The sequence below is a fragment of the Microcoleus sp. A003_D6 genome (genome assembly GCF_036702825.1).
Taxonomy (GTDB): Bacteria; Cyanobacteriota; Cyanobacteriia; order Cyanobacteriales; family Microcoleaceae; genus Microcoleus.
The window spans coordinates 18,927-33,246 of record NZ_JAUBWA010000049.1 but is presented as its reverse complement, the minus strand read 5'-3'; the positions used below and the strand labels follow the sequence as shown (position 1 = coordinate 33,246).

General features: G+C 46.2%; 15 protein-coding genes. 7 read left to right on the top strand and 8 right to left on the bottom strand.

What is annotated here, in order from left to right:
• Positions 1–40: 40 nt before the first annotated feature.
• From QUB70_RS15390 to QUB70_RS15360, 7 genes are all read right to left on the bottom strand, one after another.
• The gene (locus tag QUB70_RS15390) at positions 41–430 is read right to left on the bottom strand and encodes a hypothetical protein (RefSeq protein ID WP_332981600.1); all 390 of its coding nucleotides are present in this window, start codon (positions 428–430) and stop codon (positions 41–43) included.
• Positions 427–996 (bottom strand): hypothetical protein, encoded by a 570-nt coding sequence (locus QUB70_RS15385; protein ID WP_332981598.1) that lies wholly within the window; start codon positions 994–996, stop codon positions 427–429. Before QUB70_RS15385 ends, QUB70_RS15390 begins: the two co-directional genes overlap by 4 nt.
• 90 nt (positions 997–1,086) lie before the next feature.
• Positions 1,087–1,290, bottom strand: coding sequence for a type II toxin-antitoxin system RelN family antitoxin (locus QUB70_RS15380; RefSeq protein ID WP_332981596.1), 204 nt, complete (start codon positions 1,288–1,290; stop codon positions 1,087–1,089).
• A 7-nt stretch (positions 1,291–1,297) separates the two neighbouring features.
• Entirely contained in the window at positions 1,298–1,645 is a 348-nt protein-coding gene (locus QUB70_RS15375; protein WP_332981595.1) for a XisI protein, read from the bottom strand.
• A 126-nt stretch (positions 1,646–1,771) separates the two neighbouring features.
• Positions 1,772–2,164 carry a hypothetical protein gene (locus QUB70_RS15370; RefSeq protein ID WP_332981593.1) on the bottom strand — a complete coding sequence of 131 codons (393 nt, stop codon included), beginning with the start codon at positions 2,162–2,164 and terminating at the stop codon, positions 1,772–1,774.
• Complete coding sequence (locus QUB70_RS15365; protein WP_332981591.1) at positions 2,157–2,822, bottom strand: Panacea domain-containing protein; 666 nt, start codon at positions 2,820–2,822, stop codon at positions 2,157–2,159. The genes QUB70_RS15370 and QUB70_RS15365 overlap by 8 nt, the downstream gene beginning before the upstream one ends.
• 212 nt (positions 2,823–3,034) lie before the next feature.
• On the bottom strand, positions 3,035–3,292 hold the full coding sequence (locus tag QUB70_RS15360) for a type II toxin-antitoxin system RelN family antitoxin (protein ID WP_332981589.1): 258 nt from the start codon (positions 3,290–3,292) through the stop codon (positions 3,035–3,037).
• A 115-nt stretch (positions 3,293–3,407) separates the two neighbouring features.
• Here QUB70_RS15360 and QUB70_RS15355 point away from each other — a divergent pair, with 115 nt between their 5' ends.
• A complete protein-coding gene (locus QUB70_RS15355; protein ID WP_332981587.1) occupies positions 3,408–4,628 on the top strand; it encodes a hypothetical protein in 1,221 nt (406 codons plus the stop codon).
• A gap of 187 nt (positions 4,629–4,815) precedes the next feature.
• Here QUB70_RS15355 and gltB read toward each other — a convergent pair whose 3' ends face one another.
• Entirely contained in the window at positions 4,816–9,402 is a 4,587-nt protein-coding gene (gene gltB, locus QUB70_RS15350) for a glutamate synthase large subunit (RefSeq protein ID WP_332981585.1), read from the bottom strand.
• 315 nt (positions 9,403–9,717) lie between these two features.
• Between gltB and QUB70_RS15345 the strand changes: the two genes are divergently transcribed.
• The 6 genes from QUB70_RS15345 to QUB70_RS15320 all read left to right on the top strand — a co-directional run bounded on the left by QUB70_RS15345 (position 9,718) and on the right by QUB70_RS15320 (position 13,842).
• A complete protein-coding gene (locus QUB70_RS15345; protein WP_332981632.1) occupies positions 9,718–9,936 on the top strand; it encodes a DUF433 domain-containing protein in 219 nt (72 codons plus the stop codon).
• A 135-nt stretch (positions 9,937–10,071) separates the two neighbouring features.
• Positions 10,072–10,659 carry a hypothetical protein gene (locus tag QUB70_RS15340; RefSeq protein ID WP_332981584.1) on the top strand — a complete coding sequence of 196 codons (588 nt, stop codon included), beginning with the start codon at positions 10,072–10,074 and terminating at the stop codon, positions 10,657–10,659.
• A gap of 191 nt (positions 10,660–10,850) precedes the next feature.
• Positions 10,851–12,128: an RNA-guided endonuclease InsQ/TnpB family protein gene (locus QUB70_RS15335; protein WP_332981581.1), complete on the top strand. Its 1,278-nt coding sequence runs from the start codon at positions 10,851–10,853 to the stop codon at positions 12,126–12,128.
• Positions 12,129–12,204: 76 nt separating this feature from the next.
• On the top strand, positions 12,205–12,612 hold the full coding sequence (locus QUB70_RS15330) for a Fic family protein (protein WP_332981580.1): 408 nt from the start codon (positions 12,205–12,207) through the stop codon (positions 12,610–12,612).
• Positions 12,613–12,889: 277 nt separating this feature from the next.
• The gene (locus QUB70_RS15325) at positions 12,890–13,309 is read left to right on the top strand and encodes a cupin domain-containing protein (protein ID WP_332981578.1); all 420 of its coding nucleotides are present in this window, start codon (positions 12,890–12,892) and stop codon (positions 13,307–13,309) included.
• A 203-nt stretch (positions 13,310–13,512) separates the two neighbouring features.
• On the top strand, positions 13,513–13,842 hold the full coding sequence (locus QUB70_RS15320) for a HesB/IscA family protein (RefSeq protein WP_332981576.1): 330 nt from the start codon (positions 13,513–13,515) through the stop codon (positions 13,840–13,842).
• The last annotated feature ends 478 nt before the right edge of the window (positions 13,843–14,320 follow it).

Here is a 14,320-nt window from a genome sequence, read left to right as displayed (position 1 = left end):
AACTCAAGGCCATAACCTGTTTCTAGTCCCTCGACGAGTGCTATTGATTTACCAGTCCTGGCAGTTCCTTAATGTCGATGTGGATTCCTTGACGTTTCAGATATTGGCTCAAGTTAATCTGGATGAATAAATCTTTGAGTTCTTCAGCAATCTCTGCCGGGGGATTGCCAGATAACGCAGTTGCAATTAGACGTTCTGCCATTCGTAATTCGCCACATTCAATCGCTAAAGATGCTGCGCTGCGGTGAAGCACAGAACGAGTGGGTTCAGCATCAAGGGCGCTAGCGATTAAGGCTGCGGCCTGAGTTTCTTGTTCAAAGGCTTGGCGCGTCAATTGTGCAGCCAACTCCAACGCACCTCTTAAGCGGGCGACTGCCGCTGCTTCGGCTAAATCCATTGCTTGTTTGTGGAGCGATTGAATCTGACTCATTGGAGTACGGTTCCTTCAGGATTTTTCTTGGCACTAATAATAGAAATCGGTCGGCTGAACTCTACTACAATGATATACGCTGGCAAGCCTTGTGCGTCTGAGGCGCGGGTTTGTTCAGTTTTCAGCTTGACTCTAGTATTGATTTGACTTTGATTGCCTTTGCGAATTCCAGAAACCTCTAGCCGAGCCATTCGCTCAAATGGCAATGTGGTAGCTGAATTTTGACTTCCTAACCAATAGTCAAATCCAGTTCCTTTGCGAGAGCGTTCAATGACTGTGAGATTTGTTAATTGCAAAATTAACAGGAATGCGATTCCATAAGCAGCCTGCTCGGTAGTATATTCTTCGTCATTCCAACATCGTCGGGTTTGCTCGGTGACTGGCTGCCAATCTAACTTGAATGTGGCAGAAAATTCTCCCTCAACTTTAAGTGTTACTCCTGGTTGGTGAGCTTCATCGGTTAGACAAATCGCACCTGCTTCTGCGATCGCGGCTCCAAAGGCAGGGGTAATCGCAGGGAGTCCCTGGCTAAGGCTTTGTAAGTTTAAGATTTGAATCTGGCTCAAAGCGACGTTGCTCTATGGAAAGTAGATATTCAATTTTACTCTCAGTTGCGACAATTTGAGTCGATCGCTATTGGGAATTTTCATAAATAGCTAGTTCGAGCGGTTGTCATCGATTCCGTCCCACATTTGAGACAAAGGGAGAGTTTGTCCGGTAATTGCTTCATGGAAGCCTTGCTGAAGCCCTTCGAGGACGGTTTCGATGGGGTCATCATCTGGATCGATATCAGTGTCTTCCGGTATTAAGACAATAATCTGAAATTTTTGATTCATAATATCTTCTGTTAATTTTCTCATAAATGTGCTACGAAGCGGCTGCAAAATCTGTGTATTGCCGCATTCCCGGCTCGTGAAATGCTAACACGATATCTTCCTTGGGAACCCCTGCTTGTACTAAATCTGTTGCAATTCCATATTCTGTCCAGTCTTCCTCGATCCAAAATTTGCGATCGCGAAGGCGAACGTAGACTGTCATTCCCGTAAGGCGATCGCCATGAGGCCAGCCCAGGTTCATCCAGATGTAATGACCGTTTTGCTCGTCTGCAATCAGGAATGTCTCAGTGTCTTGTTGGGAAGGGCGATTATTGCACAATTCTATATACTCGGTCAAAATACGCTTGATTAGTTTGGGATACTCGATTAGTTTATCCATTACACAATTTCCTCTACTTCTGTTTTATGCAATATCTAACATTAGTCCTCCTCAGATTCATAACTCATAAATTCGCGATCGGAGTGTTAGATTTCAGGTTTCCAGAACTAAACGCTCAACAAAATCTTACGATATTCCCAAGAAACCTTTGAGGGCGACTTTATACCTATTCTTCAACCGCTTGGAAACCAAACCACCCTGCTGGATTTGTGCCAGAACAGCCACTGAACAAGATCCTTTTGGAATAGGACTACCAGCCGTAATTAATCCAGCTAGTTCAGTAGCATTCATCTCACGAGCAAATTGGTAAGCTATCGCAGACTCACGGACTATAAAGCTTGGTAAACCCGGGCCTGGTAGGAGAATACAGGCATCTTCAGAATTAGGTCTGCGGCTAGTGACGTTAACGAAGAGATAGCTGCTTTCAGAAGTTTGTGCAATGGCAATATATAGATGTTCACTGTTAGGAGGTGTATCCAGCAAAAAAGCATCTCCCAAATTAATGATGATGCTAGCCATTCAAAACCTCATCTAGATATGCCTCCCGGATGGCTGACTGCTGAATTTGGGCTATTTTCTCGTCACTGTTACCCATCAAAACCCCATCTAGATATGCCTCTCGGATGGCTGAATCCTGAATTTCACCTATTTCTTCGTCACTCTTACCCACATTTTTTAGAATATCCTCTACAGCAATCGGAATGGCTGAACCATGCGGATCTTGCCATTCTGGAAGGTCATGAGTCCACTCAGCAACCAGAAAAGGATCGAGATGTCCAAAAGCTTGATAAACCTCTTGAATGATTTCCTCCTCTTCTTCGCAAATATCTGCATTCCCTGGATCGTTCAACAGGGAAACAAGATGTTCATTTTGTTCATTTTTCGTGGCAATGAACTTAGACCAGAGAGGTAAGGCATTATCAATGGGCTTCCCCTTAATCAGGTCATAAACACCACTGAGGACGGGGCCATAATCCATAGATACATAACGATCGCCAGTAATCGGTTGCTCTATGCGTTTCAATGCAATACGGTCAGCTATGTAAAGCATCTTCAGTAAGCCTAAATATTTCATAGGCCGATCGTGCAGCTTTAAGAACACTGCTGCTGCTTCAATAGCTTTCTCTGGATGAAACCGAAATTGGATTGGCATAAGCATTTTGGAAGGGTGCTTCATAGTAGTACAATTTCATTGTAAACCATAATGCTTTGTCAGTCATTAGTGCTTTGACAAAGCATGATAGAAATCAGCGTGACTTTGACAGTATTCTCTTATTTTTTTCCGACTGATAACGTGCATTTAGCGATCGTTCTGATGTTTTCTAGATATTTCAACACGGTTTCCCCAGCAGCAATTCAGCGGTGACTTCAATTGCGATCGGTTGTGGATCAGTTGTCATCGATGCCGTCCCACATTTGAGACAAAGGGAGAGTTTGTCCGGTAATTGCTTCATGGAAGCCTTGCTGAAGCCCTTCGAGGACAGTTTCGATGGGGTCATCATCTGGATCGATATCAGTATCGATATCAGTGTCTTCCGGTACTAAGACAATAATCCGAACGTGGCTGTAGTTGGCAAGCGCAAGGGGGCGATCGAGCAAAAGTCGCCCTCGATCGTCAATTTTTCCGGTGGTTTCAATTGCTTTCATAGTCTCTCTGTGTCATAATTGATTTGTATGGTGGTAATACCTTATTTCCCTAGAGCCTTGCTAAGGATACTGGCAGCGCTGAACACGAACGTTATATTTCTTGCGAAAGAAAGCCATGAATCTTCTTGAGATTGTAAATGAAATTATAGAATTGGCAGAAACAGATGATTTTTTGGGGAGAACAGATGTCTCATGGAAAAGTTTTAGCTTTGGGGGCAATTCTATCAACTTCGTAAACGAAAATCTAATCAAATATCTTGACGCACTATCAAGGGCATTTGATTCAGATGAGAAAATTAAAATAACCTATACGTTAAAGAAATATGAATCCCTGCTACTAGAGCATTTTAGAGAGTGTTTTTCAGAAAAATGCTTAGCTAAAAATGAGGATGTATTATCGTTTGTGAAAAAGCTTAAGGCGGAAAGTATAAAAACATTTTCTGTATTCCGGGACATACATGGGATAGTTTTAAACAGCCCGACAAGTCCCTTGTTATTGGGTGGTTACACAATATACGAGTTTGCTTCACAAAAAGATTTTTTTGAGGCAAAAACAAATTTATCTCCTGAATTCACTTTCTATCACAATCCAGAATATTTAATTGAATGGAAGGCTGAAGCAAGACACTTTGAAAAAGCCCTTGAAATTGCTGACGAACATTTTGAGCGATTCGAGCTTATCCTAAGATATCTCATAGGTTCTGCGACAAATCACTTTGAAGTTGGCGTTTTAAACTACCTAGGCTCGCGTCATCGTAAAGCTTACATATTCTCTGATATGGGGGAAGTATCAAGCTCAGCGACTTATCATCGCCCAATGGAGCCGATACCACTTGATGATCCATATTTTGTAAAGGAGGATACTGGATATCACACTGTTTGGGGTTTTACTACAAAGAAAAACCTTAATAAGTTTCAAAAAAGAATTATGTTGGCAGTTGAATGGATCGGACAATCAATGGCTGATCCCTCACCACAAAGTGCTTTTATCAAGGCGGCCATCGCTCTAGAAATTATCTTTACATTAAACGAAGGGGACATTATTACTCCCGGGATTATGCATCAAATTTCTGAAAGTATAGCTCTTATATTAGGCAGCTCCGTCGATGAAAGATTAAAACTCGAATCAAGCGTAAAAAAATTGTATGGCTTGAGATCGAAGATTGTACACTCTGGCAACAAAGATATTAGTCAAGCAGATTATAAAACTCTGCTTGAAATAGCACGTTCTGTAATAATAAAGATACTCACATCAGACAAGCTTAATAGCGTTGATTCTGTAAAAGACTTATATACTATTCTCAAAAAAATCAAGTATTCTGGTGATGCAATATAACACAGCGCTGGAGTCTGATTAATTACTCGCTGCGCTCAGAATTTACTTTTGCACCGCCAGTCAATACAGCTATAACTCCGGCTCAAACAATCGCCATTAAAGTAGTTGATAGTTGGTAATCGATCGCTCGTGAGGAATAGGTAATTGGTTGTTAGTAACAGCCATTACCCATTCCTCATCCTAAACCCTAGCTGCCGCCAATCCGAGCGACATCGCGAGCGTTTTCTTCAAACGCAGCCGTCAGCGCATCATCACCGCTTAAACCCGATGCGATCGCCCTTTCAATGGCCTGCAACACCCGCTTGTAATCCCGCGGCATCACCTTCACAAACACCGGCACCATCTCATCCCACGCAGCCAAAACTTTCGATGCTTTCCCACTTCCAGTCAAATCAAAATGAGTCTGAATTAACTGCCGCAAATCGCTGATTTCCTCAACATCCTCCAGTTTTTCCAAATCCACCATCGACATATTGCAGCGAGTAGCAAAATCCCCCGCCTCATCCAAAATGTAAGCAACACCGCCACTCATACCCGCTGCAAAATTGCGCCCGGTTTCACCCAAAACCACAACTTTGCCGCCAGTCATGTACTCGCAACCGTGATCGCCCACACCCTCAACTACGGTGTTAACGCCTGAGTTGCGCACCCCAAAACGTTCGCCCGCCATCCCTCGGATGAAAACGTCACCAGCGGTGGCTCCGTAAAGCACCACGTTGCCGACAATCACATTTTCTTCTGCGACGAAGGTGGAAGCTGGCGACGGATACAGGATGATTTTGCCGCCGCTGAGCCCCTTGCCCAAATAGTCGTTAGCTTCGCCTTCGAGCTCTAGGGTGACTCCCTTGGGCACGAATGCGCCAAAGCTTTGCCCAGCGCTGCCTTGGAAGTGCAGGTGCACCGTGTCATCCGGCAAACCTTCCCAGTTGCGTTTGGTGATTTCGTTGCCGAGAATTGTGCCGACAACGCGGTTGACATTGGTAATCGGCAGTTTGGCGTGGACTTTTTCGCCATTTTCGATCACACCTTTGCACAAATCCAACAACACAGTCATATCCATCGACTTTTCCAACCCGTGATCCTGCGCCATCTGACAGTAGCGCCCGACATCCGCCCCAACCTCCGGCTGGTACAGAATGTTCGAGAAGTCCAAACCCTTAGCCTTCCAGTGTTCCACCGCTTGCTGCGCTTCCAAAACATCAGTGCGGCCAACCATTTCATTCAGCGTGCGGAAGCCCAACTGCGCCATAATTTCCCGGACTTCCTGGGCGATGAAAGTCATAAAGTTTACCGTATTCTGCGGATCGCCAGTAAAGTTTTTCCGCAACAGGGGATCTTGAGTTGCAACGCCGACAGGGCAAGTGTTTAAGTGACAAACGCGCATCATGATGCAGCCCAATGTCACCAGCGGCGCTGTGGCAAAACCGAATTCCTCAGCGCCAAGCAAGGCAGCAATTGCTACATCGCGGCCAGTTTTCATTTGACCGTCAGTTTCCACGACAATCCGGCTGCGGAGATTGTTGAGTACCAAAGTCTGGTGAGTTTCCGCCAGTCCCAATTCCCAAGGTAATCCCGCGTGTTTGATCGAAGTTTGCGGCGACGCGCCGGTACCGCCGTCGTAGCCGGAAATCAACACGACATCGGCGTGGGCTTTCGCAACCCCTGCCGCGATCGTCCCGACTCCAACTTCCGACACCAATTTCACGCTAATCCGCGCTTCCCGGTTGGAATTTTTCAAGTCGTGAATCAATTCGGCCAAATCTTCGATCGAATAAATGTCGTGGTGAGGAGGAGGCGAAATCAATCCCACACCCGGAGTCGAGTTCCGCACCTTCGCAATCCACGGGTATACTTTTTTACCCGGCAACTGTCCGCCTTCACCGGGTTTTGCCCCTTGCGCCATCTTGATTTGCAGTTCCCGCGCTTGGGAAAGGTACAAGCTGGTAACGCCGAAACGCCCGGAAGCAACTTGTTTGATCGCGCTGTTTTTCGAGTCGCCGCGATCGTTCGTCCAAGTGTAGCGTTCCGAGTCTTCTCCGCCTTCACCCGTGTTCGATTTGCCACCAATGCGGTTCATCGCGATCGCCAGAGATTCGTGGGCTTCTTTAGAAATCGAACCGTAACTCATCGCCCCAGTTTTAAAGCGTTTGAGAATAGCTTCGACTGGTTCAACTTCCTCAATGGGTATCGATTCCCGCTGCTTGAATTGCAACAAACCGCGCAAGGTAAAATGCTGCTGGTTTTGTTCGTTAACCAGCCCAGAATACTGTTTGAAAAGCGTATAACTGCCCTCGCGCACCGACTGTTGCAGTGCGTGAATTGTCTGCGGACTAAACAAATGCGCCTCGCCTTCTTTCCGCCACTGATATTCGCCGCCGACATCGAGAGTATGTCCGCTGGATGGGCGATCGGGGAATGCGTGAGTATGGCGCAAAATAGCTTCTTGGGCGATGACTTCGAGGTCTACGCCTTCAATCCGCGAGGCTGTCCAAGCAAAGTATTTATTGACTACGGATTTGTTCAAGCCGATCGCCTCAAATATCTGTGCGCCCCGGTAACTTTGAATGGTGGAAATACCAATTTTCGAGGCAACTTTCGTCACGCCTTTAGTTGCGGCTTTGACGTAGTTTTTGCAAGCTGTTTTGTACTCGACATTTAGCAGCAATCCTTCGCGGATCGAATCGGCGATCGTCTCAAAGGCCAAATACGGATTAATCGCGCCGCAACCGTATCCAATCAGTGTCGCAAAGTGATGCACTTCCCTCGGTTCGCCGGATTCGAGCACGAGTCCCGCCCGCGTGCGCGTACCTTTACGGATCAAGTGGTGGTGCAGGCCCGCAACTGCCAGCAGCGCTGGAATTGGGGCTTTGTCCGGACTGATGCCCCGATCGCTCAAAATGAGGATATTTACCCCGGAGTCGATCGCGCTGTCTGCTGCTGCAAAAACCTCTTCTAAAGCCTGTTCGAGACCTTTTACCCCGCTTTTGGAGTCAAACAAAATCGGCAGTGTAATCGAGCGGAAATTGCCCTCATTTACGTGTTTGAGCTTAGCTAATTCTTCATTGCTGAGAATGGGCGTTTTCAGTTCAATCAAATGACAGCTTTCCGGTTCTGGTTTGAGCAAATTGCGTTCAGCGCCGATCGTAGTTTCGGCAGAAGTCACAATTTCTTCGCGGATCGAATCAATTGGCGGATTGGTAACTTGAGCAAACAACTGCTGGAAGTATTCGTAAAGCAATTTTGGTCGATTGGAAAGCACGGCCAGCGGCGTATCCGCACCCATCGCGCCGACAGCTTCCACGCCATCTTTCGCCATCGGTGCTAACAGCAACCGCAGTTCTTCAAAGGTGTACCCAAAGGCCATTTGCCGCTGCAATAATGTTTCCGGGTGGGATTCTGGCAATGCCGGCGCATCTTTCAGTTTGGCGATTTCGACCATGTGCCGGTCTATCCACTCGCGGTACGGGTGTTCTGTGGCGATTTTGGTCTTAATTTCCTCGTCAGAAACGATGCGGCCTTCTGCTGTATTTACTAGGAACATCCGCCCCGGTTGCAAGCGGCCTTTTGATACAATTCGTTCTGGGGCGATCGGCAAAACACCGGCTTCCGATGCCATAATTACCAAGTCATCTTTGGTAACGCAGTAGCGGGAAGGGCGCAAACCGTTGCGATCGAGCACGGCGCCGATCGATGTACCGTCAGTAAAGGCGATCGAAGCTGGGCCGTCCCAAGGTTCCATCAAGCAAGAATGGTATTCGTAGAAAGCTTTTTTCTCGTCACTCATGGACTCGTGGGCTGTCCAAGGTTCGGGAATCATCATCATGACAGCGTGCGGCAAAGAACGCCCGGCCAAATACAGCAATTCCAAAGCATTGTCAAAAATCGTCGAGTCGCTACCTTCGATGTTGATTAAATTGGGGATTTTCTTTAAGTCATCGCCGAATAGTTCCGACTCGAACAGCGATTGCCGCGCGTGCATCCAGTTAATGTTGCCGCGCATCGTGTTAATTTCGCCGTTGTGGGCGATGTAGCGGTAAGGGTGCGATCGTTCCCAGCTCGGAAAAGTATTGGTGCTGAAGCGCGAGTGAACCAGGGCTAGAGCGCTTTCCATGTCGGGGTCGTGCAGTTCGGGATAGTAATCCCCCACTTGCACCGGCATTAACATACCCTTGTAGACGATCGTCCGGCAGGAGAGTGTGGAATTATACCAGTAGGGGTCTGTGTTAGTCCTGCGGATGGCGTTGTGAGCGCGTTTGCGGATGACGTACAGTTTTCGCTCGAAAGCCGCCTCGTCGATACCTGCCGCCCGCCGGAGGAACACTTGCTGCATGAAGGGTTCGCTAGATTTGGCGGTGTCGCCGAGGGACGAGTTGTCGGTGGGAACATCGCGCCAGCCGAGCACTTCTTGGCCTTCTTCTGCCGCGATTTCCTCAAAAATGCGTTTGCCGTTTTCCCGTTCAGTTCGATCGGGCGACGAGTAAATCGTACCGACGCCGTACTCGCCGGCTTCGGGAAGTTCGATGTTTAGGGCCGCCGTTACTTTTTTGAGAAACTTGTGGGGCACTTGCATTAAAATGCCCGCCCCGTCTCCGGTGTTGGGTTCGCAGCCGCACGCGCCCCGGTGGTCGAGGTTCAATAGGATTGTCAGTGCCTGCTCGACAATTTCGTGGGATTTGTTACCCTTCATGTGTACGATGAATCCGACTCCGCAAGCGTCGTGCTCGAACTGCGGATCGTACAGGCCTTGCTTTTGTGGCAGTCCGTTGTTGTTCATTTGGATGCTCCTGTCAAAGTGGTGAAAAGATGTCGATCTAGAGTAGAGGGTGGGATGGCGATCGCTCTAGTATCATGTATTATATGTGGATCTACTCAATTGGGTAGAGCCACCAAAAAATCCCAGCTTATTCGATCGAGCGTAAAAAAATAGTTAAAGCTGATGAGTTAACTAGACCTCTTGCAAAAATCCTTTCATCAATTGATGGAACGGGCAAGATGCCCGTTCCACAAGAGTTATTTTTTCTTGTGGAACGGGCATCTTGCCCGTTCTAATTATTTTTGCAAGAGGTCTACTATGGAAACCGGAGGTTAAATATTTATCCTTAAACACTCTTCAATTATTAGCGCGTCTCCTGAGATTATGGGTGGCACCCCAGTTTTTACTTGTACTAGGGTTCCGGTACAAACACTTCTGGACTATCTAAAAGCAGGAGAATCTATTGATGATTTTTTAGATGGATTCCCAACTGTGACTAAAGAGCAAGTTATCGCGTTGCTGGAAGAGGCAGAAAAACAGCTTCTTGGTCACTAGAGGAGAAGTTATATCTTTTGAATTATTAAACCGCAGAGGCCGCAGAGAGCGCAGAGGAAGAGAAGAGAGATGAGTGATTCCGATACCAACTCGCATCTTGCACCATTGTTAATAAGTTTTTCAAGGGCGGGCAAGATGCCCAGCCCACAAAATTTACTCTCTGTGGAACAGGCATCTTGCCTGTTATTAAGAAATAACTTTATCGCACTGTTAGTCCGACTGTATCCTCAGCGTCTGGGTGACATTCTCCACCAGCATTTTGCCTTCTCATCAGCAATGAGTATTTCTGAAAAATTGCAAAAAGTCGATCGACTCAAAGCGTGGTTAGATAGCTTTCGGCCACTTTCTCCGACTCTGGTTGCAGAATTGAAAAAACTCTACGACGTTCGGTTCACCTATCACTCCAATGCGATCGAGGGAAACACCTTGACGCAGCGCGAAACCGAATTAGTCCTCGAAACCGGCATTACTGTGGGTGGAAAAACTTTGCGCGAACACCTAGAAGTCATCGGACATCGAGATGCGATCGACTACATTGAAATGCTAACGCGATCGGACACCGCGATCGGTGAATGGGAAGTTAAACAAATTCACAACTTAATTATCAGGGCTATCGCCCCGGAGGAAGCTGGACGCTATCGGCAGTTAGATGTCAAAGCCGCCGGTACCGAATATTTCTATCCGCCTCATAAAAATAATACGGGAAGCGGGAAACGAGCGTGACTTTAGTCCTGAGAGGAAAGCGACGCGGGGGACTTCAGTCCCCGTGTCTTTCTTAGTTAGCAGAATGGTGTGGATATTCTATATATTTCTTAACGACTTCACTGCTAAATAAAATTGTGTTGTCGTAACTTGACTTGTCCACAATATTCCTCTAAACTAAATAAATCAATTAATTTTTTAGGAAAAAGGGGGTGGCTAAAATCAAAAAAACAATGGGAGTACAACAGGTATTGTTGGCTCCTACCAAAGAAGTTGAAGCAGTGTTGCAGTATCTCTGCCGGCAATCGGGCAAGCTATACAATAGCGCTGTTTATTTCGCTCGTCAGACATTTTTTAAAACGGGAAAACTGCTAACAGGAAAATTCGACTTATCTTTTGAACCGTCAATTTCTAAATCGATGGTTGCTAAGTCACTGCCTTCAACACCCATGCAGCAAACTCTGATGTCGGTGGCGGAGGCATTTAAAAGCTTCAAGGAATTGAGAAAATTATATCTTCAAGGTAATTTACACTTTAAACCTAAACCGCCGAACTATCTAACGGGGTCTAAACTATTTAAAGTAGCTTACCCTAATTCTGGAGGACTAAAGCCAGCTCTTGTCGGCAATCAATTGCGATTTTCCCTGGGTTTAACAGTGCGGCGCTGGTTTGGGATTTCTGAATTCTTTCTGCCGATGCCATCAAATATTGACTGTGCAAAGGTTAAAGAGTTCACGATTCTCCCGAAAAACGGTGCTTTCTACTTGGAAGTGTCTTACGAGGTAGAATGCCAGGAGCATAATTTAGATCGCAGTCAAGCATTATCAATCGATTTGGGAACTGCCGACAATTTAGCTGCTTGTGTTGACACGTTGGGAAATTCTTTCTTGCTCGACGCTCGCGTTATGAAGGCGATGAATCAGCTTTGGAATAAGAAAGTGGCAACTAGGAAAGAAGGGAAGCCCACAGGTTATTGGGATAGTTGGTTAGACCGCGCAACTCGCAAGCGCAATCATCAGATGCGCGATGGTGTCAATAAAGCTGCAAAGTTAATCGTCGATCATTGTTTAAAACACGGTATTGGCCATCTAGTAATTGGATGGAACCAATGGTTTAAATCCAATGTTGATATGGGCAGTCTGAACAATCAGAAATTTGTTCAGATGCCTTTGGGCAAATTGAAAGAGCGTTTAAATCAACTTTGTGATTTGCACGGTATTCAGTTCACCGAAACAGAAGAAGCGTACAGTTCCAAAGCTAGCTTTCTTGATGGAGACTCCCTACCTAAGTACGGTGAAAAACCGCTTGGGTGGAAAGCGTCTGGAAGGCGAATTAAACGTGGATTGTATCGCTCTGCGGACGGAAGTTTAGTTAACGCGGATCTTCACGGTGCCGCTAATATTCTCAGAAAAGTAGCCAGTAAGTTAGGTGTAAAACTTGACCGACTGGGTAGACGGTGTTTGGCTACCGTAGCGAGAATCAGGCTTTAGTGATAACTAAGGTTATTCTGTCAGCAGAATCGAGCGTGGCTTCAGCCCGCTTGAGTGTCAATATTTGATTTCGGGTTTGATTCCGGAATTTATCGAATGGCTCAACAGCGATAAAATCAGATCGTTGCATCCGCTAGAGTTTGCAGCCGAAGCACATCTTCGCTTTGTTTCGATTCATCCGTTTCGGGATGGTAACGGACTCACCGGGCGGTTATTGATGAATCTCCTGCTGTTGCGGGCTGGATATCCCATTGTCATTATCTCTAACCAGGTGCGTGCTGCCTACATCGATGCGATCGCACAAGCACAGCAGCATGGTTCTGGGATTCATCCGCTGCTCGATCTTATTGTAGATGCGGCCCGATACTCGCTGGTCGAAACCTTGCAAATCATCGCAACCGCCAGCGATAGCCAAAGTCAAGGGCTGCCTTTCTATCAAGAGATGCTAGCAGTTTTGCAGCAGCAGTCTCAAGAGCTGGATTAGGATTCACCTTTAATCAATATTCAACAACCAGCGCCCTTTCTATGAAGATTTGATGTAGATTGGGGCGATCGCGAATACCGGTTGACAACCGCTGTGATGATTTTGCTATGGTGGTCAAGATGGGTCGATCGGGCAAAGCAGACAAAAGTGCAAAAATCTACAGTCCGCTAAGCGGTTCGCGCGATCGGACTTCGGTTTTAAGGATAAATTAGCTAATCTCAAAAAACAACGTCGTTTACCAAAGGATTCAGGAAGCAATCCTCAAGGAGTAAAAATCATGGTTCAGATTCAAGAAATTTCTCAAGTATCTACTCTGCACGCACCTGCTGCACCCAACGCAATAGCCGCCACCGAATTGCGGCCTTGGGGCTCCTTTACGACTCTAGAAGAAGGCCCAGGATATAAAATTAAGCGGATCGAAGTTAAGTCTGGACACCGCCTCAGCCTGCAAATGCACCACCACCGCAGCGAACACTGGATCGTAGTTTCTGGTACTGCAAAAGTTACTTGCGGCGACACTGAACAAGTTTTGTTTACAAATCAGTCTACCTACGTTCCTCAGTGCACTTCTCACCGCTTGGAAAATCCGGGAGTTATCCCCCTGATTTTAATTGAAGTGCAGAATGGCGAATATCTCGGAGAAGATGATATTATCCGCTTTCAAGACGATTATGCTCGTAATGAAAAGGCTAAGTAACTCAAGTTGCTCAAGATATAGGGGTAAGGTGCACCGCTGCACCCTACATTCTCCGGGTAAGGTGCGCCTAAGCTGTTCGACATTCAAACTGTACTATTGGTGGGCTAGACCCCATACTGCAAGGGGTTGAGGCAATAAATTTAAATGACTAACAGCTTAGCCGTGCACCCTACATTCCAATTACAAATTACAAATTACAAATAATGATTCATCTGAGCAAAACAGCAGCGATAGAAGTAACGCGCCTCAAGTCGAAGCATCCGAACCCCAATGCTTTATTTCGTCTGGGCGTGGAATCGAGCGGCTGCTCGGGTTTGTCTTATACAATGACATTTGACGATGCGCCAGCCCCAGAAGACGCTGTATGCGAGTCCGAGGGAATTTCCGTTGCGATCGACCCCCAGCACTTAAAATATCTCAATGAGCTCACTTTGGATTATTCAGAAGACTTGATGGGCGGAGGTTTCCGATTTCACAATCCCAATGCCGCCCAAAGCTGTAGCTGCGGCAACTCTTTTTCGGCAAAGGAATAACCAATCTGTAGGGTGCGTCAGTTGCAGATCATTAGACCTCTTGCAAAAGTCCTTTTAATCAAATTTTGGAACGGGCTCTCCGGCCCGTTCCACAAGGAAAAATGTTTTTTGTGGGATGGGCATCTTGCCCGTCCTAGTTATTTTTGCAAGAGGTCTATTGTTCAATTCTTTAATCTAAAATCGATTGACGCACCTGAAAAAATAAGCAATAACCAATATGATTTAGGGTGCGTCAGTTGCAGATAATTCTAAAATCTGGCGTTGCTTAATCAGGGTATGAAAAAATAATTTTAAAATCCAGAAACTGTGTCGAAAATGGTTTCTATGACTTGCATATTTTGCCTTGCATACCGTAAATTAGGAACATTTAGATGGTTATTCCTACTCAATCTCCTCAATTCTAGCACCAATCCTTGATATATTTCATTAAGAAATATTGAAGGCGGTTGAAACCGCTACCGACTTTTCCCCGTGTCTA